Genomic DNA, 15427 nt, shown 5'->3' with positions numbered 1-15427 from the left:
ATCAGATCCCGCAGGAGGACGCCGACCAGAACCGGTTGGACCGGTGCGCCACGTGGGTGTGATCGCTGTGGCCCGGGTAGCCCGGGCCGAGGATCTCACTGAACCCGTGGTTGCGGGCCTGCTGCGCCAGGGCGCAGAAGCCCTGCGCGCCCGCGCCGAGGTCGACCGCGTCGCCGTAGAGATGACGGCTGGCGGCCGCCCCGCCGACCGCGTTGTTGCAGGGGACGCTGCGGAAGCCGCCGTTGACGGCGATCGGCCGGTCGCCCATGGCGTGCCGCATCGCCTGCAGCTTCCACATCGAGACCAGCGCGTTGGCCTTCGCCGTCGCGGCCGAGACGTTGCCGCCCGACCAGTCGGAGTTGCACCGGTTCAGCTCGGCGTAGGTGAAGTTGACCGGCGTGCAGTCGTCGTCCTGCAACGCGTAGATCTTCGTGAAGGTGGCCGACCCGGCGACGCCGTCCGCGCCCAGCCCGTACGCCTGCTGGAACCGGGTGACCGCGGCCTTGGTGCCCGCGCCGAACTGGCCGTCGATGGCCAGCACGCCGCCGAAACCGGGATAACCGGCCACGCGGATCTGCAGCTGACGGACGTCCTCACCGGACGCGCCCTCGGACAGCGTGCGTCCCCAGGAGTAACAGGCGTCGGCGACGGACACGTCTCCCGCCGTCACCGGGCCGGGATCGGCGGCGGCCGGAGCGGCCACCGCGGTACCGAGGCCGGCCACGAGGGCGAGCATCGGCAGTAAAAGACGAATGCGCATGACAGGAACACCTTTCAAGGCAGGGAAGGTGAGAGACCCGTGACCCCCACGGGTTGTCAACGATTCACTGCCTCGGATGCTAACGCGGTTCCGGATACCGCGCTGTGGGTCGTTCGACCCACACGGCCCGCCCAGGTGGTCGTGAGTGGTAGGGACGGTTAGAGCCAACCAGCTTTTGGTTACCTACTTGTGACGTGCGGTTTTGTGGGTTCCTGCCCCTGCGAGGGGTCCGTTCCAGTTATGCGGACCCGTCCCGGTGGGAGAACGGGTCCTCTGTACCCCCGTCCCGCTGCTGGGACAGGTCGAATGTGACGTTCACCTGCGCGGACGTAGGTTCGGGCCAGGTGGGCCAGGTTTCAACCAACCTGGCCCATCTGGCCCTTTTCAGTAGTGCACGGCCGTTTCCGGGATGCGGCGTGGACGTAGCCCGGTCCGGCTAGTTGCCAGGCGGCAGGGTCTTCCCGTTCCGGAATGCGCCGTGCCGGTCAGTAGCGTGAACGCCTCGGCAAGCTGCTGCGCGTTGCCAGGGGGTGTTCTGTTCGAGTTCGCTGGTTCGGTTGACGATCCAGTTCCGAGACTGGTCGCGGTCAAGCGCTGCGGTCGGGAGGTGGCGGAGAAACTCCCGGTGGTATGCGATCACTCTGTCCTCTTCTAGAAAGAGGCTGGCGGTGAAGGCGTCGACGTGGAACACAGGTTGGTTCCCCTCGTGCTGGAAGAAGACGCTGAACTCGCGCCCGTCGCCGGATTCTTCAGCCGTGGCGGGCACGACGTGGATCTGACAGTGCGGGGGCGACGACGCCAACTGAAGTTGAATAAGTTGTTCGTTCATGACGGTCGAGTCGCCGACCATCGCGTTGAGGGCGTTTTCGTGGATGTAGAAGGTGAGCGCTGGGCCTGAGCGCCGGGTGAAGAGGGCGTTGCGGGCAAGCCGGGCTTCGACGCCGGTCTCAAGGTCAGGGCCGGTGTGACCGTACCGTCGCAGAACGGCCCGGATGTAGGCATCGGTCTGGAGCAGGGCGGGAATGACGTCCGGGAAACCCACCGCGTTCGGCCGGGCCATGGGCGACTACGGATGCCGCCCTAGCAGAGAGCGCGTACCCGGCAGTGATGGGGAGACCAAACGCGTACGCGGCTACCTCACCGCCGATATCCGGGCCGCCATCGAAGGCGTCACGGCAGGTGAGGCGGCGCCGGATGACGGCTGACGAGCACATGGAGAGCTCCGCCGAAGAACAGGCGCGGCTCGACGCCGAAGCCGTCGATCGCTGGGCCGTCATCGTCGAGGACTGGCCGCCGATGACCGACGAACAGATACGGGCTGTGGCAATTATTCTTAATCGCATCGAAGCGCGCCAAGCGCAGAATCTTAATGGAGTGCCATTGGATGGCTAGCATGCGTAGCCATGGATCACTATCCTCACCTGAGGATAGTGATCCATTTCATTGAGCCACCACTAAAGGTTAACCGCCCATTAGAAGTCTATTACTTCGATCATCGCCAGTTTTGAGTTCATTCAATAGGTCTAGCCGAGAAGTAAACATGACCCTTAAAGCGTCAATTGCCACCGCCAGGGCACGTTGCGCTTGTGGTACAAGCTCAGAGGAGGCGAGTTCCTTGTTGCCGTGAACCACATTGCTTCTTGCATCGTAGAGTTTTCCGAGTTCACTGCGCAGCTGGAAGCGTCTAGCTTTATCGGCTTCAAGTAGCCAGGCTAAAGAACCGCATATCCTCAACGTTGACTCACCTTTTCGAGAGCCAAACAAGTTCTCCCAAGCGATGATTGCATCGACTAAGACGTCGGAAGGATCTCTACGCTCAACGGATGCACGTAGGGTTCTCCGGATTGCTACGTCAACGTACTTAGTTCTATTTGCCTCAACGGCTACCGTGAATTCCTTCCATGCACTTGCAGTGTTGGCGTCAATCTGCTTTGGAATGAATCCTTTTCCGCTGCGCACATCATTCCAAGACATGTTCAAGCCTTGCGCAAGTGGATCGTGAGTATAGAACCATGCAGGAATTACCATTACCGTCTCTTGAGCACTAGGCTCTTGCGAAAGAAGTGCACCGAGTTGGATACACTCGGTAAGTTCCTGGGTCCGTTCGTATCCTCGGAGTTCGACGGGCCAGGTATCACCCGGCAGCAAATCCTTGAGTTGAATTCGGTACTCAAGCGTAGTATCCAGAATCACTTCTCCGCCGTAGTCGATAGTCACCGTGACGCCATCTGTGCCTGCCCCTGACAACTTTCCTGCCGTTGATCTTGGGACTAGATGGTGATCTCTGCTGTCTAGTTTTCGCAGAATACCCCAGCCTAAATCAATCGGCTCATCTGAATTGAGGAGCACGCCCGTGAAGGCGATCCGAACAGGCACTTTAGCGGTCTTGTTTTGCAGCGCACTCCGCAAAGTATCCAGCTGCTCAATTGTTGATCGAGTGTGCGCGTGCAGAGAAGGCAGTCCGCTTGAATGCATTCGCGCCGCATTCCATCCACTACCGATTAGAGTTTCTGCAAGCATGGATAGTTGAACACCGCCACCTTGGCCAGTACTTCGAAGAGTACTTGCGGAATCCCCTAGATGTTCGTCGCCTTTAGGAAATAGCTTCACAAAGGCATCCTCGCGTAATGCCAACGTTTCGAATGCCTCGCGCGTGGGATGCTGATAGAGAGACCTAAAGGAGTGCGGGAAACGGCTGCCATCTTCGGGTAAGAGATATAGCGGATAGGCGTCTCGTACAAGTAAGGCAAGGGCTTCAGTAGCTTCATTTAGCACTACTGGCGCAAATGCTTCACCAGTTGCGATCATCCTTAGGACATTAACTAGTGTCGTGTCCTGCTCGGACTGATACAATCCGAGTATTCGAGAAAGATTGAACTGGCGCAGCCCGGGATCGCTATCGCCGTGCGCATGAAGGACAACATGCAACTGCCGAAGAGCATGTGTTTGTTGAGGCGATCCAAAGTCATCGCCCTCGTTGGCAAACCATTGCTCAACCTCTTCTTCGGTGGCTCCAAGTACATATGCCATAAATGGTTTACCTAGAGCTTCAAGCAGAAGCGGCTTGACTACTGGCGGGAATTCAAATGCAGGCGGCTGATTGTTCATGCAATGAGCATACTACTGCTGACATATTGCTGCGAACCAGAATCCGCTCAGTGACATATTTACCGCACGTAAAAGTAGTGGATTAGTTTGCAGCTAGGGGTCGATTTGGAAAACTTTGAGATGGCTTCTTGGTGAGCTTATAACGTTCGACGCGCACACGCTTGGGGTTAAAAGTGCGGAATCCAGTCTTGTTGGCAGAGTCCACATACAGGGTGTCGCGGCCGAGTGCGTCCTGCAACATCGCGCGCCTTTCGTCGACGTCGGCGGCATCCCACTGCGCCGCCGCTTCTTTCTTGCTCATCGCTTGCGTGGGGCCTTCCGGGTTCCCGCCGGTTAGTTCTTCTCGTTCGGCTTCCAAACGCGCAAGCTGTGCCATGAGGGGCTCGTTGGCCTGGTCGTACGCTTCTTCGGTCATCTTCAGGTTGCCGAGTTTGGCCGCGATCGAGAGAGCAAGACGCTTACACTCGGCGATCGCCGCTTCCACCTGCGCCAGCCGGTCAGAGACGCGGGCGCGGGCAGCTCTGATCGCAGCCGCTTGCTTCGCGTCAGACAGCCGAGCGATTACCAACCCACGCAACTCGCGATCGACCATGCGCACATCAGCAGCGATCTTGCCGCATCCGCCTTTGCCCTTCGTGCATGCGTACTGCCGACGGCGCTGACCGTCAGGGTATACGCCCTTGTGGGGGCGGCCGCTCAACGTTTACGGCAGTGTGGGCAAGTCGCGACCCCGGACGCCAAATAAGGGCTCGTTCTCGGACGTTGTCCACGCGTGCGCCCGGCGTACAGCGCCCGTAGTCGCTTGAACTCGTCCGGGTTCACGATCGGTTCGCCTGCCATGGTGCCCACGATCTCGCCGTTATGCTCGATCAGCCCGGCGTTGCGCGGCCGGAGTAGCACCTCGCGCACCTTCGACGGTGTCCATGACCCGCCCGTAGTCGTGCGCAGCCCGAACGCGTTCCACTCATCGGTCAGTGTTGTCTGAGACACCCCTGCCAGCAGCGCCGTAGTCTCCGACCGCAGCGCGGCCCGTTCACGTTCCACCAGCACGGCCGAAACGGACTTGCGAGTGTCGTTGCCGTCCGCGTCCAGCGCCTGGTCTTTCGGCGCGGTCCGATCCAGGCCGGGGAATCCGAACGTCCTGCCCTGGTGATGCGGAACGCCTCGCTTGCGTAGCACCTCGAACCGGCGGGAGATTCGCTGTGATGCTTCATCAGAGTTGCGCTGATTGGGCGCGACCTCTTGCCGCAGCTGATAGCGGTCGTTGTAGTCCGACAGGTCATACCGCCCGTGTGAGGACGCGACCGTGAACGAGTCGAACCCCTCGATCAGCTTGAACATGTCTTCCAAGTCCGGCGACTGCCGCCAACCTCGGTCTGTGTTCCAAAGCACCACGCCGTCACACGCGCGTGCGGCCACCCGTTTCATGACCCGTTCCCACCCAGGACGGCGCACCTTCGGATTCCAGGCCGAGAGTTTCGGGTCCGAGATCTCCTCACCCAGCGCGCCGCCCAACCGTCCGATCACCTCACGGTTGTCGGCATGCTGGGTTTCGCACTTCTCTAGCCGCCTCGCCTGATTGTGGGACAGCCGGGCGTATGAGTCCAGGATCGGCTGACGCCCGCCCTGACCTGCACTAACCTGGTGATTGATCGCCATAGGTCGACTGTAGGTACCCAGTTGGGGGTTGGCTAGAACCGTCCTTACCACTCACGAGAGCCGGGCCGTCAGCCTTTCAGCTGCGGGAAGTCTTCCTCGCGGAACTCCCCCGCCGGCCGCTCGGCCGCGTCGTTCTCGCGTCCCCGCAGCTCGACCCGCCGGATCTTCCCGGAGATCGTCTTCGGCAACTCCGCGAACTCCAGCCGCCGGATCCGCTTGTACGGCGCGAGATGCTCCCGGCAGAAGGCCAGGATGGACACCGCGGTCTCGGCGGTGGGCTCGTGACCGTTCGTGAGGACGACGTACGCCTTGGGCACCGCCAGCCGGATCGGGTCGGGAGCCGGGACCACGGCCGCTTCGGCGACCGCGTCGTGTTCCAGCAGGACACTTTCCAGTTCGAACGGCGAGATCCGGTAGTCCGACGCCTTGAAGACGTCGTCCGTGCGGCCCACGTAGGTGATGTAGCCGCGTTCGTCGACCGAGCCGACGTCACCGGTGTGATAAAAGCCGTTCGCGAAGGCCGCGGCGGAGCGCTCGTCGTCGTCCGCGTAGCCGGTCATCAGCCCGACAGGGCGTTTGTCGAGGTCGAGGCAGATCTCGCCCTCCTGCGCGCGTTCACCGGTGACTGGATCCACGAGCGCGACGGTGAAGCCGGGCAGCGGGCGGCCCATCGACCCCGGCACGACGTCCTGTCCGGGGGTGTTGGCGATCTGCACGCTGCTCTCGGTCTGCCCGAAACCGTCGCGGATCGTGACGCCCCAAGCCTTTTCGACCTGGTCGATCACTTCGGGATTGAGCGGTTCGCCCGCGCCGACGACCTTGGACGGCGGCGTCTTCAGCACGGTCAGATCCGCCTGGATGAGCATCCGCCACACCGTCGGCGGGGCGCAGAAGCTGGTGATGCCACACCGCTCCATCTGCGCCATCAGGGAGACCGCGTCGAAGCGCGCGTAGTTGTAGAGGAACACCGTCGCCTCGGCGTTCCACGGCGCGAAAACGTTGCTCCACGCGTGTTTCGCCCAGCCCGGCGAGGAGATGTTCAGGTGGACGTCGCCGGGTTCGAGGCCGATCCAGTACATTGTGGACAGATGCCCGACCGGGTACGAGACCTGGGTGTGCTGCACCAGTTTCGGCTTCGCGGTCGTGCCCGAGGTGAAGTACAGCAAGAGCGGGTCGTCCGCCGCAGTCGGGCCGTCGGGCGTGAAGGCATCCGCTTCCTCGTAGGCGTCCACGAAGGACTGCCAGTCCTCGACCGGCTCACCCACGGCGATCCGGGTGTAGTCGCCGTCGACGTTCTCGAACTTGTGCGCGTCGGCGGAGCGGATCACCACGTGTTTCGCCGCGCCCCGCTCGACCCGGTCGGTGAGGTCCGCCGGACCGAGCAGGGTCGAGGCCGGGATGATGACCGCGCCCAGTTTGATCGCGGCGAGGATGGTCTGCCACAGCTCGCCCTGGTTGCCCAGCATGAGGATCAGCCGGTCGCCCCTGGTGACGCCGAGCGAACGCAGCCAGTTCGCGACCTGGTTGGACCGGCGCGCCATCTCCGGGTAGGTCCAGCGGTTCTCGATGCCGGTCTCTTCGACGATCCACAGCGCGTACCGGTCCTGATTGGCCGGATCGGCCGCGACGACGTCGAACCAGTCCAGCGCCCAGTTGAACTCGGCGGGCCGGGGCCAGGTGAAGTCACGATACGCGGTTTCGTAGTCCTCGCGATGGGTCTGCAGGTAGTCCCGTGCCTCGCGGAACGTACGGTGTGCCTCCGAAGCGCTCACGATCGTCCTCCTGGTCCGCTGGTTGGCCGCCGGTTCTTTCTACTCTCCCTTGAACTCGGGCGCGCGGCGCTCGAGGAAGGCCTGTACGGCCTCGCCGAGGTCCTTGCTGGGCAGGAACGCCGCGTTCCAGGCCGAGACGTAGCGCAGGCCATCGGCGACCTGGCGTTCGGTGTTGGCCGAGAGGACGTTCTTGGTGCCCTGCACGACCAGCGGCGGGTTCGTGGCGATCTCCCCCGCCAGCTTGCGGGCCTCGGCCAGCAGCGCGTCCTGATCCGCGTGGACGTCGTTGACCAGGCCGATCTTCTCCGCGCGGGCCGCGTCGATGTCCTTGCCGGTCAACGCCAGTTCGCGCAGGTGTCCTTCGCCGATGATCGGCGCGAGCCGCTGCAGGCTGCCGAGGTCGGCCACGATCGCGACCTTGACCTCGCGCACGCTGAACTTGGCGTCCGCGCTCGCCAGGCGGATGTCGGCCGCCGCGATCACGTCCACGCCACCGCCGATGCACCAGCCGGAAATGGCCGCGATGACCGGTTTGCGGCATTCGGCGATCGACGACACGCTCGCCTGAAGGGTCTTGACCTCGTCGAGGAACTTCGTCCGCGGGCCCGCGAGCGCGTCGCCACCGAGCATTTCGCCCCAGCTCGGCATCATCGCGGGCAGGTCGAGCCCGTAGGAGAAATGCTTGCCGCTGCCGGTCAGCACGACCGCCCTGACCTGCGGGTCCGCGTCGAGGGCGCGGAAGACGATCGGCAGCTCACGCCAGAAATCGGGGCCCATCGCGTTGCCCTTGGACGGACCGAGCAGCGTCACTTCGGCGACGTGCCCGTCGATCTCCACCTTGAGCGAAACGAGATCGGGAAGACTGTCAGCTGTAGCGGTCATGAGGTCATCTTGACTCATGTGGTTGACAGACTGCCAACGGCCACTGTGCCACGGTGGCCACGAGATGCTTTCCTGGTACTACCGGTGAGTACCGACGATCGACGAAGGACGGTGGGATATGAGCCCGGCCAGCAGCGCCGCCGCGGTCGCCGACCTGCCCGCACTGATCCCCGGACGGCGGGAGCGGGAACGGTCCTCGCGACCGATCGAACTCTCGGGATCCTTCACCCACGAAGGGCATCGGCTCGCCTACACCGAGTTCGGCTCCGGCGACCGGGTGGTCGTCCTCAGCCACGGGATCATGCTGACCAGGCGGATGCACGCCCCGCTCGCGCGCAAGCTGGCGCGCGCCGGTTTCCGGGTCGTGACGCTCGACCTGCTCGGCCACGGTGACTCGGACCGGCCCACCGACTCGTGGCTGTACTCCATGCCCGCGTTCGCCGAGCAGACCATCGCGCTGCTCGACCACCTGGACATCGACGCCGCCGTCATCGGCGGGACGTCGCTGGGCGCCAACGTCGCGCTCGAAGTCGGTGTCGCCGCTCCCGAACGCGCGCTCGGGCTGATCGTCGAGATGCCCGTGCTGGACAACGCGATCGTCTCCGGGCTGATCACGTTCGCGCCGCTGCTCCTGGCCGCCCGGTTCCTGCCGGTGACCGTGCAGGGGGTGGCGCTGGCGGCGCGGCTCGTCCCGCACGGCAACCAATGGATCGACGTGGTCACCGACACGCTGTCCCAGCAGCCCGCGCCGATGGCCGCGCTCCTGCACGGCGTGCTCTTCGGCCGGATCGCGCCGCCCAAGTCGATCCGGCGGAAGATCGAGACGCCGGCCCTGGTCATCGGGCACGAACGCGACCCGATCCACCCCTTCGGCGACGCCGACACGCTGGCCGCGGACATGCCGGAGGCCGAGTTCGTCCAGGCCCGCAGCCCGGTCGAACTGCGTTTCGACCCGAGCCGCCTGACCGAGGCCATCACCGACTTCTCGGCGCGCTGTCATGACCGTTGAACCGGCGCCGACCCGGGACACGGGCGCGGAGGAAATGCGGACCGGACGGCTGGTCCTGCGCCGTCCCGGCCCGGAAGACCTCGACGCGATCTTCGCCCTCCACACCGATCCGGAAGCCTGCGCGCACAACCCCTCGGACCTGCTGGAGACGCGCAAGGAGGCGGAACTGCTGCTCCTCCGCTGGTCGCACCAGTGGGACCGGTACGGGTTCGGGTACTGGACGATCCTGCGGCAGGACTCACCGGAACCGCTGGGGTTCTGCGGGGTGAAGATCGTCGGTTACCGGCGACGGGCCGTCCTGAACCTCTTCTACCGGCTCTTCCCGTCCGCCTGGGGTGCCGGGTACGCCAGCGAGGCCGCCGCCGCGGCGGTGGACTGGGCGCGCACCCACCGGCCGGACGACCTCGTGATCGCCCGCGTCCGGCCGGAGAACATCGCGTCGCAGCGGGTGGCCCAGCGGGCAGGCCTCGTCCGGGCGGAGGAATTCGACACCCCCGGTGACGACGGGGCCGACTGGTTCTACACCTCGGACGGCTGAGCGAGCCCCGCCACCGGACCGAAGACGATCACCGCGGGCGGCCGCACCCCGGCCGCCGCGGCGTCCTCGACCACAGTGTCCAAAGTGGAGCGAAGAACCCGCTGCGTGCGCATCGTGCCGTCCTCGACGATCGCCACCGGCGTGTCCCCGGGCCGCCCCTCCAGCAGCGCCTTCGTGAACAGCGGCAGGCGTTCGACACCCATCATCAGCACGATCGTGCCGCGCATCTTCGCCAGCAGATCCCAGTCCACCAGCGACTTCTCGTCGCCCGGCGCGACATGGCCGGATACCACCACGACCTCGTGGGCGACACCGCGGTGGGTCACCGGGACGTCCGCGGCGGCGGGCACGGAAAACGCGCTCGTGATGCCGGGGACCATCGTCACCGGGATGCCCGCTTCGGCGCAGGCGAGGACTTCCTCGAACCCGCGGCCGAACAGGTACGGGTCGCCGCCTTTGAGCCGCACGACGAACTTGCCGGCCTTGGCCCGGTCGATCAGGGTCGAGTTGATCACGTCCTGGCTGGCCGCGCGACCGTACGGGATCTTCGCGGCGTCGACGATCTCGACGTGAGGTGAGAGTTCGTCGAGCAGTTCTCGCGGGGCCAGCCGGTCGGCGACGACGACGTCGGCCCTGGCGAGGAGGCGACGGCCGCGGACGGTGATCAGCTCCGGGTCGCCGGGGCCGCCGCCCACCAGCGCGACGCCGGGGAGCTCGTCACGAGCGTCGGGCACGCGGCCGTCGGCCACCGTGCCGGCGCGAAGGCCGTCGAGGATGCTGTCCCGGACCGTGGCAGACCGCAACGGCTCGCCGCCGGAGAGGACGCCGACCAGCAGCCCGCCGTGCCTGCCCGAGGCCGGGGTGACCGCGCTGCCGCGTTCTCCGTCGTCGGCGCGGACGCAGAACACCCGCGCCCGTTCGGCCTCGGCACAGATGGCGGCGTTGACCTCGGGGTCGTTCGTGCACGCCAGCGCGTACCAGGCGTCGGTGAGGTCGCCGTCGGTGTAGCGGCGCTCGTGCCAGACGATCTCCCCGGCGTCGGCCATCGCGCTCACCGAAGGCGTGGTGTGCGGCGAGACCAGTTCGACCCGCGCGCCGGCGCCGATCAACCGCGGCAGACGGCGCTGGGCGACCGTCCCGCCGCCGATCATCACGACACGACGGCCTGCCAGGTCGAGGCCGGAGAGGTAATGCGGGTCATCCATGCGGGGCAGTGTAAAGAGACAGCCGCCCGAACCGCGATCCGAGTGAGAACCGCCTCAGCTCTCGAGCAGCGCCAGTAGTTCGGTGTTGCCGAACATCCTGGCCGCGTCGATCGCCGACGGCTCCCCCGCCCGCGGGTCCGCACCGCCCTCGAGGAGAGCCTTCACGACCTCGGGCACGTTCTTGAACACCGCGCCGGCGAGCGGGCTCTGCCCCTTGTCGTTCTCACGGTTCGGATCGGCGCCGCGCTCGATCAGCGCGGCGACGGTCTCCGCGTGCCCGTGGTACGCGGCGAGCATGACCAGCGTGTCGCCCCGGTCGTTGATCAGGTTCGCCGAGATGCCCGCGTCGACATACGCGGTGAGCTCGGCCGTCGCGCCGGAACGGGCGAAGCCGAACACCTTCGCCCACAGCTCCAGCAGTTCGGGATCGAATTCCTCGGCCTGTCCGGGGTTCTCCGTCATGCGGCCGATTCTTCCACAGGAGCCGCGGTCCGGGCGGCTTGTCGCACCGCCCGGACCGGTGGCGTCAGCGGCCCGCGTTGGGGTAGGGCAGCAACGCCATCTCACGGGCGTTCTTGATCGCCGTGGCGACCTGCTTCTGCTGCTGGGGTGTCAGCCCGGTGACCCGGCGGGCGCGGATCTTGCCGCGGTCGGAGATGAACTTCCGCAGCAGGTCGGCGTCCTTCCAGTCGACCTCGGTGATCTTGTTGGCGTGCAACAGGTTCGTCTTCCGCTTGACGGGGCGGTCCCGGTTCGGCTTCACCAGCTCGACTTCGTGACGCCGGGCAGCTCGCCGTTGTGCGCCATCTGCCGCATCCGGACCCGGGAGAGCCCGAACTTCCGCAGGTAGCCGCGCGGGCGGCCGTCGGCGGTGTCGCGGTTGCGGATCCGGGTCGCGCTGGCGTCGCGCGGCATCGACTGCAGGGCCGACACCGCGGCCGCCTTCTCCTCGGGCGACGCGGACGGCGAAGCGATGGTGGCCTTCAGCTCACGGCGGCGTTCGACGTGGCGCGCCGCGATCACCTTGCGCTGCTCGTTCTTGGCGATCTTCGACTTCTTGGCCATCAGCGCTCCTCCTTGAACTCGACGTGCTTGCGCGCGACCGGGTCGTACTTGCGCAGCACCATGCGGTCCGGGTCGTTCCGGCGGTTCTTCTTCGTGACGTACGTGTAGCCGGTGCCCGCGGTCGAACGGAGCTTGATGATCGGCCGGATGTCGGTGCTCTTGGCCATCAGAGCTTCACCCCTTTCGCGCGGAGCCCGGCCACGACGGCCTCGATCCCCCGCTTGTCGATGGTCTTCATGCCCTTCACCGAGACCCGCAGCCGGACCCAGCGCCCTTCGCTCGGCACGAAGTACCGCTTGGCCTGCAGGTTCGGCTCCCAGCGCCGGGACGTGCGCCGATGCGAATGCGACACCTGCTTCCCGTAGCCCGGTTTGCGGCCGGTGACCTGGCACACGGCGGACATACACCCTCCCAAGTTGATATCGGTTGTCGTTTTCATTTACTCTACACAACCGAACCACAACGCCCTCGACGCCCCGGAGCTTCAGTGACCGACAACCCCCGCGTGCCCCTCGTCCTGATCAGTGGCCTCGCACCGGGACCGAACGCCGACCTCGCCGAGCGGCTGCACCTCGCCGAGCCCGGCACCGCCGTCGTGCACCACGACCTGAGGCAGATCCACTCCGGCGTGGTCCGACGGCGGATCCGGCTCGGCAACCGCGACCAGCTGACGGTCCTCGAACTCGCGCACGGCTGCGTCTCCTGCACGCTGCGCGAAGACCTCCTGCCGTTGCTGCGCAAGCTTTCGCAGATGCCGCAGGTGCGGCGCATCGTGGTCCGGCTCGACGAGGCCATGGAGCCCGAACCGGTCAGCTGGGCGCTGCGCAACGTCCTCGTCGGCGAGCGGCCGGTGATCGAGGACGTCGACCTCCAAGCCGTACTGGCCGTCGTCGACTGCGTCGGCTGGCTGGCCGACAGCACCGGAGACGACACGCTGGCCGAGCGGAACCTGCTGGCCAGCCCCGAGGACGAGCGCACCGTCGCCCAGGTCGCGCTGGCCCAGGTCGAATTCGCCGACCTGCTCGTGCTGGCGGGCGCGGCGACCGACGCCTGGTCCGCGGCGAAGGCGTCGGCCGTGCTCGACCGGGTCGCCCCGTCGATCCCCCGCGTCGAACTGTCCGCCGTGGACGGCAAGACCGTGCTCGACGCCGTCCCGGCGGGCGCCCGGCGCGGCGAGGTCACCGACATGCACGGCCCGCTGCTGCGCGGCGAGCCGCCGGTGCACACCGACTGCGGGATCGGGCTGCTCACCTTCACCTCGCAGCGCCCGTTCCACCCGGAGCGCCTCCACGACGCGATCGACGTCCTGCTCGACGGCGTCGTCCGGAGCCGGGGCCGGCTCTGGGTGGCGAGCCAGCCGGACATGGCGCTCTGGATCGAGTCGGCGGGCGGTGGCCTCGGGATCGGGCACGCCGGGGCGTGGCTCGCCGCTCCCGACGGGCCGGACTGGGCCGATGTCTCCCCGGAACGCCGCACGCTCGCCTCCCTGCGCTGGGACCCGCTGTTCGGCGACCGCGCGCAGGAACTGGTCGTCGTCACCGACCAGGCCACACCCGACGAGGTCGAAGCCGCTCTGAACGGCGCGCTCCTGACCGACGAAGAACTCGCCGCCGGGGAACAGGAGTGGCTCCGCTACCCGGATCCGTTCGGCGAGTGGCACGAAGAACCGTGTGAGGACACGGAAACCGACCCTGAGAAGCACGACGTGAACGTGTCGAACCGAAAGGACGAAACGCAGTGAAACCGGGAATCCACCCCGACTACCACCCCGTGGTGTTCAAGGACCTCTCCACCGGGGACGCCTTCCTGACGCGGTCCACCGCGACGTCGGAGCAGACCATCGAGTGGAGCGACGGCAACACCTATCCGGTGGTGAACGTCGAGATCAGCTCGTGGTCGCATCCGTTCTGGACCGGCAACCAGCGGATCATGGACAGCGCGGGCCAGGTCGAGAAGTTCCACCGTCGCTACGGCCGCCGCGGAGGTGCGAAGTAATGGCCGTCCCGAAGCGGAAGATGTCGCGCAGCAACACCCGGTCCCGGCGCTCGCAGTGGAAGGCGGCCGTGCCGGATCTGGTGCCGATCAAGGTGAACGGCGAGACGAAACTCGTGCCGCGCAAGCTGATGAAACACTTTCACGAGGGTGGGAAGTGACGACGCCGGTCACGGTGCTTTCCGGGTTCCTCGGCGCGGGCAAGACGACCGTGCTCAACCACGTCCTCGCCAACCGTGAAGGACTGCAGGTGGCGGTGATCGTCAACGACATGAGCGAGGTCAACATCGACGCCGCGCTGGTGCGGGACGGGAACAGCCTGTCCCGCACCGAGGAGCGGCTCGTCGAGATGACCAACGGGTGCATCTGCTGCACCCTGCGCGACGACCTGCTGGAAGAGGTGTCGCGGCTCTGCGAGGACGGCCGGTTCGACTACCTCCTCATCGAATCGAGCGGGATCTCCGAGCCGATGCCCGTGGCGGCGACGTTCTCCTTCCTGGACTCCGCACGGCTGGACACGATGGTGACCGTGGTCGACGCGGTGAACTTCGAGCGGGAACTGGCGGCCGGGGACGCGCTGACCGAACGCGGGCTGGACCAGTACGAGGACGACGAGCGGACGGTCAGCGACCTGCTGATGGACCAGATCGAGTTCGCGGACGTCCTCTTGCTGAACAAGGCGGATCTCGTACCGGCCGTCTCCCTCGAACGGCTGACGGCGGTGCTGCGGCGGCTCAACCCGGCGGCCGAAGTCATCGGCTCGACACACGGCCGGGTCCCTCTCGACAGGGTGCTCGGCACCGGGCGTTACGACGTCGAGCGGGCCCAGGAAGCACCCGGCTGGGTGGCCGAACTCAACGGCGATCACGTTCCGGAGACCGAGGAGTACGGGATCTCCAGCGTGGTCTTCCGCGCCGGGCGGGCGTTCGATCCGGAACGGCTGTGGGACTTCCTCGGCAGGCTCGACTCCGGGGAGTTCGGGACCGTCCTGCGGTCGAAGGGGTTCTTCTCGCTGGCGTCGCGGCCCGGGGTGACCGGGCTGTGGTCGCAGGCCGGATCGGTCGCCCGGTTCGAACCGCAGGGTGTCGAAGAGGTGCCGCGGCAGGAACTCGTGTTCATCGGGGTGGGACTGGAGAAGGACGCCCTGCTGGACTCGCTTCGGGGCTGTTTGTCCGATGTGGACGCTTCGGCGGGCGCGGATCCGTTTCCGGAGTGGGAAGCGGTGCACGTTCACTGAGGTGCCGGGTCGGGGTGGCGATGGGGTGAAGGGCCGTCCACCCCGGCTTGCCACTCGACGTAGCTGGTGAGCACGAGATGTCGCCCAGGGTGAGGGGTGTGTGGAAATAGGGACGTTGAACGTCCCTATTTCCACACGGTCGGCGCCATGCTGCTGGTCGAGCACGTGCCTGCCGACCAGGTGTCCGATTTCTGGCGGCT

At 66.0% G+C, this 15427-nt stretch carries 20 protein-coding genes; 7 read left to right on the top strand and 13 right to left on the bottom strand.

Features of this window, described 5'->3' with window-relative positions:
- Window position 1: 1 nt before the first annotated feature.
- Window positions 2-760, bottom strand: coding sequence for a D-Ala-D-Ala carboxypeptidase family metallohydrolase (locus ACLJPX_RS04255; protein ID WP_101607586.1), 759 nt, complete (start codon window positions 758-760; stop codon window positions 2-4).
- 436 nt (window positions 761-1196) lie between these two features.
- Window positions 1197-1820 carry a DUF5753 domain-containing protein gene (locus tag ACLJPX_RS04250; protein ID WP_410598815.1) on the bottom strand — a complete coding sequence of 208 codons (624 nt, stop codon included), beginning with the start codon at window positions 1818-1820 and terminating at the stop codon, window positions 1197-1199.
- A gap of 134 nt (window positions 1821-1954) precedes the next feature.
- Here ACLJPX_RS04250 and ACLJPX_RS04245 point away from each other — a divergent pair, with 134 nt between their 5' ends.
- Window positions 1955-2152 (top strand): hypothetical protein, encoded by a 198-nt coding sequence (locus tag ACLJPX_RS04245; protein WP_410598814.1) that lies wholly within the window; start codon window positions 1955-1957, stop codon window positions 2150-2152.
- A 69-nt stretch (window positions 2153-2221) separates the two neighbouring features.
- On the opposite strand, the gene ACLJPX_RS04240 is transcribed toward ACLJPX_RS04245, so the two are convergent.
- The 5 genes from ACLJPX_RS04240 to ACLJPX_RS04220 all read right to left on the bottom strand — a co-directional run bounded on the left by ACLJPX_RS04240 (window position 2222) and on the right by ACLJPX_RS04220 (window position 8181).
- Complete coding sequence (locus tag ACLJPX_RS04240) at window positions 2222-3868, bottom strand: hypothetical protein (RefSeq protein ID WP_410598813.1); 1647 nt, start codon at window positions 3866-3868, stop codon at window positions 2222-2224.
- Between the two features lie 82 nt (window positions 3869-3950).
- On the bottom strand, window positions 3951-4460 hold the full coding sequence (locus tag ACLJPX_RS04235; protein ID WP_410598812.1) for a hypothetical protein: 510 nt from the start codon (window positions 4458-4460) through the stop codon (window positions 3951-3953).
- 104 nt (window positions 4461-4564) lie between these two features.
- Entirely contained in the window at window positions 4565-5527 is a 963-nt protein-coding gene (locus ACLJPX_RS04230) for a recombinase family protein (protein WP_410598811.1), read from the bottom strand.
- A 68-nt stretch (window positions 5528-5595) separates the two neighbouring features.
- Window positions 5596-7299, bottom strand: coding sequence for an AMP-binding protein (locus ACLJPX_RS04225; protein ID WP_410598810.1), 1704 nt, complete (start codon window positions 7297-7299; stop codon window positions 5596-5598).
- Window positions 7300-7338: 39 nt separating this feature from the next.
- A complete protein-coding gene (locus tag ACLJPX_RS04220; RefSeq protein ID WP_101607584.1) occupies window positions 7339-8181 on the bottom strand; it encodes a crotonase/enoyl-CoA hydratase family protein in 843 nt (280 codons plus the stop codon).
- 118 nt (window positions 8182-8299) lie between these two features.
- Between ACLJPX_RS04220 and ACLJPX_RS04215 the strand changes: the two genes are divergently transcribed.
- Both ACLJPX_RS04215 and ACLJPX_RS04210 read left to right on the top strand, forming a co-directional pair.
- A complete protein-coding gene (locus tag ACLJPX_RS04215) occupies window positions 8300-9190 on the top strand; it encodes an alpha/beta fold hydrolase (protein WP_410598809.1) in 891 nt (296 codons plus the stop codon).
- A complete protein-coding gene (locus ACLJPX_RS04210; RefSeq protein ID WP_410598808.1) occupies window positions 9180-9728 on the top strand; it encodes a GNAT family N-acetyltransferase in 549 nt (182 codons plus the stop codon). Before ACLJPX_RS04215 ends, ACLJPX_RS04210 begins: the two co-directional genes overlap by 11 nt.
- Here the strand turns inward: ACLJPX_RS04210 and cobA are convergent.
- The 6 genes from cobA to rpmB form a co-directional block, all read right to left on the bottom strand.
- Entirely contained in the window at window positions 9710-10933 is a 1224-nt protein-coding gene (gene cobA / locus ACLJPX_RS04205) for a uroporphyrinogen-III C-methyltransferase (protein WP_101607582.1), read from the bottom strand. The two genes, ACLJPX_RS04210 and cobA, sit on opposite strands and share 19 nt — an antisense overlap.
- A gap of 54 nt (window positions 10934-10987) precedes the next feature.
- Window positions 10988-11395: an ankyrin repeat domain-containing protein gene (locus ACLJPX_RS04200; RefSeq protein WP_410598807.1), complete on the bottom strand. Its 408-nt coding sequence runs from the start codon at window positions 11393-11395 to the stop codon at window positions 10988-10990.
- Window positions 11396-11459: 64 nt separating this feature from the next.
- Entirely contained in the window at window positions 11460-11699 is a 240-nt protein-coding gene (gene rpsR, locus ACLJPX_RS04195) for a 30S ribosomal protein S18 (RefSeq protein ID WP_101607580.1), read from the bottom strand.
- The gene (rpsN, locus tag ACLJPX_RS04190) at window positions 11693-11998 is read right to left on the bottom strand and encodes a 30S ribosomal protein S14 (RefSeq protein ID WP_410598806.1); all 306 of its coding nucleotides are present in this window, start codon (window positions 11996-11998) and stop codon (window positions 11693-11695) included. The genes rpsR and rpsN overlap by 7 nt, the downstream gene beginning before the upstream one ends.
- Window positions 11998-12165: a 50S ribosomal protein L33 gene (rpmG, locus tag ACLJPX_RS04185; RefSeq protein ID WP_005149953.1), complete on the bottom strand. Its 168-nt coding sequence runs from the start codon at window positions 12163-12165 to the stop codon at window positions 11998-12000. The genes rpsN and rpmG overlap by 1 nt, the downstream gene beginning before the upstream one ends.
- Window positions 12165-12401, bottom strand: coding sequence for a 50S ribosomal protein L28 (rpmB, locus tag ACLJPX_RS04180; protein WP_020635051.1), 237 nt, complete (start codon window positions 12399-12401; stop codon window positions 12165-12167). Before rpmB ends, rpmG begins: the two co-directional genes overlap by 1 nt.
- A gap of 84 nt (window positions 12402-12485) precedes the next feature.
- Between rpmB and mrf the strand changes: the two genes are divergently transcribed.
- Genes mrf through ACLJPX_RS04160 form a run of 4 tightly spaced genes read left to right on the top strand, consistent with a single transcriptional unit; the run spans window position 12486 to window position 15227 of the window.
- Window positions 12486-13739, top strand: coding sequence for a ribosome hibernation factor-recruiting GTPase MRF (gene mrf / locus ACLJPX_RS04175; RefSeq protein ID WP_410598805.1), 1254 nt, complete (start codon window positions 12486-12488; stop codon window positions 13737-13739).
- The gene (locus ACLJPX_RS04170) at window positions 13736-13993 is read left to right on the top strand and encodes a type B 50S ribosomal protein L31 (RefSeq protein ID WP_101607577.1); all 258 of its coding nucleotides are present in this window, start codon (window positions 13736-13738) and stop codon (window positions 13991-13993) included. The genes mrf and ACLJPX_RS04170 overlap by 4 nt, the downstream gene beginning before the upstream one ends.
- Window positions 13993-14151 (top strand): 50S ribosomal protein L32, encoded by a 159-nt coding sequence (gene rpmF / locus ACLJPX_RS04165; RefSeq protein ID WP_016334054.1) that lies wholly within the window; start codon window positions 13993-13995, stop codon window positions 14149-14151. The genes ACLJPX_RS04170 and rpmF overlap by 1 nt, the downstream gene beginning before the upstream one ends.
- Window positions 14148-15227 carry a GTP-binding protein gene (locus ACLJPX_RS04160; protein ID WP_410598804.1) on the top strand — a complete coding sequence of 360 codons (1080 nt, stop codon included), beginning with the start codon at window positions 14148-14150 and terminating at the stop codon, window positions 15225-15227. The genes rpmF and ACLJPX_RS04160 overlap by 4 nt, the downstream gene beginning before the upstream one ends.
- Window positions 15228-15427: the final 200 nt, after the last annotated feature.

The sequence above is a fragment of the Amycolatopsis sp. lyj-90 genome (assembly GCF_046549035.1).
Lineage (GTDB): Bacteria > Actinomycetota > Actinomycetes > Mycobacteriales > Pseudonocardiaceae > Amycolatopsis.
Note: the sequence above shows the minus strand (reverse complement) of the source record. Positions and strands in the feature narration are given on the sequence as shown.

What these genes read in the sequence shown, in the direction of transcription:
- ACLJPX_RS04255 (WP_101607586.1), bottom strand. Translation starts at nt 760, where the DNA reads ATGCGCATTCGTCTTTTACTGCCGATGCTCGCCCTCGTGGCCGGCCTC.
- ACLJPX_RS04250 (WP_410598815.1), bottom strand. Translation starts at nt 1,820, where the DNA reads ATGGCCCGGCCGAACGCGGTGGGTTTCCCGGACGTCATTCCCGCCCTG.
- ACLJPX_RS04245 (WP_410598814.1), top strand. Translation starts at nt 1,955, where the DNA reads ATGACGGCTGACGAGCACATGGAGAGCTCCGCCGAAGAACAGGCGCGG.
- ACLJPX_RS04240 (WP_410598813.1), bottom strand. Translation starts at nt 3,868, where the DNA reads ATGAACAATCAGCCGCCTGCATTTGAATTCCCGCCAGTAGTCAAGCCG.
- ACLJPX_RS04235 (WP_410598812.1), bottom strand. Translation starts at nt 4,460, where the DNA reads ATGGTCGATCGCGAGTTGCGTGGGTTGGTAATCGCTCGGCTGTCTGAC.
- ACLJPX_RS04230 (WP_410598811.1), bottom strand. Translation starts at nt 5,527, where the DNA reads ATGGCGATCAATCACCAGGTTAGTGCAGGTCAGGGCGGGCGTCAGCCG.
- ACLJPX_RS04220 (WP_101607584.1), bottom strand. Translation starts at nt 8,181, where the DNA reads ATGACCGCTACAGCTGACAGTCTTCCCGATCTCGTTTCGCTCAAGGTG.
- ACLJPX_RS04215 (WP_410598809.1), top strand. Translation starts at nt 8,300, where the DNA reads ATGAGCCCGGCCAGCAGCGCCGCCGCGGTCGCCGACCTGCCCGCACTG.
- ACLJPX_RS04210 (WP_410598808.1), top strand. Translation starts at nt 9,180, where the DNA reads ATGACCGTTGAACCGGCGCCGACCCGGGACACGGGCGCGGAGGAAATG.
- cobA (WP_101607582.1), bottom strand. Translation starts at nt 10,933, where the DNA reads ATGGATGACCCGCATTACCTCTCCGGCCTCGACCTGGCAGGCCGTCGT.
- ACLJPX_RS04200 (WP_410598807.1), bottom strand. Translation starts at nt 11,395, where the DNA reads ATGACGGAGAACCCCGGACAGGCCGAGGAATTCGATCCCGAACTGCTG.
- rpsN (WP_410598806.1), bottom strand. Translation starts at nt 11,998, where the DNA reads ATGGCCAAGAAGTCGAAGATCGCCAAGAACGAGCAGCGCAAGGTGATC.
- rpmG (WP_005149953.1), bottom strand. Translation starts at nt 12,165, where the DNA reads ATGGCCAAGAGCACCGACATCCGGCCGATCATCAAGCTCCGTTCGACC.
- rpmB (WP_020635051.1), bottom strand. Translation starts at nt 12,401, where the DNA reads ATGTCCGCCGTGTGCCAGGTCACCGGCCGCAAACCGGGCTACGGGAAG.
- rpmF (WP_016334054.1), top strand. Translation starts at nt 13,993, where the DNA reads ATGGCCGTCCCGAAGCGGAAGATGTCGCGCAGCAACACCCGGTCCCGG.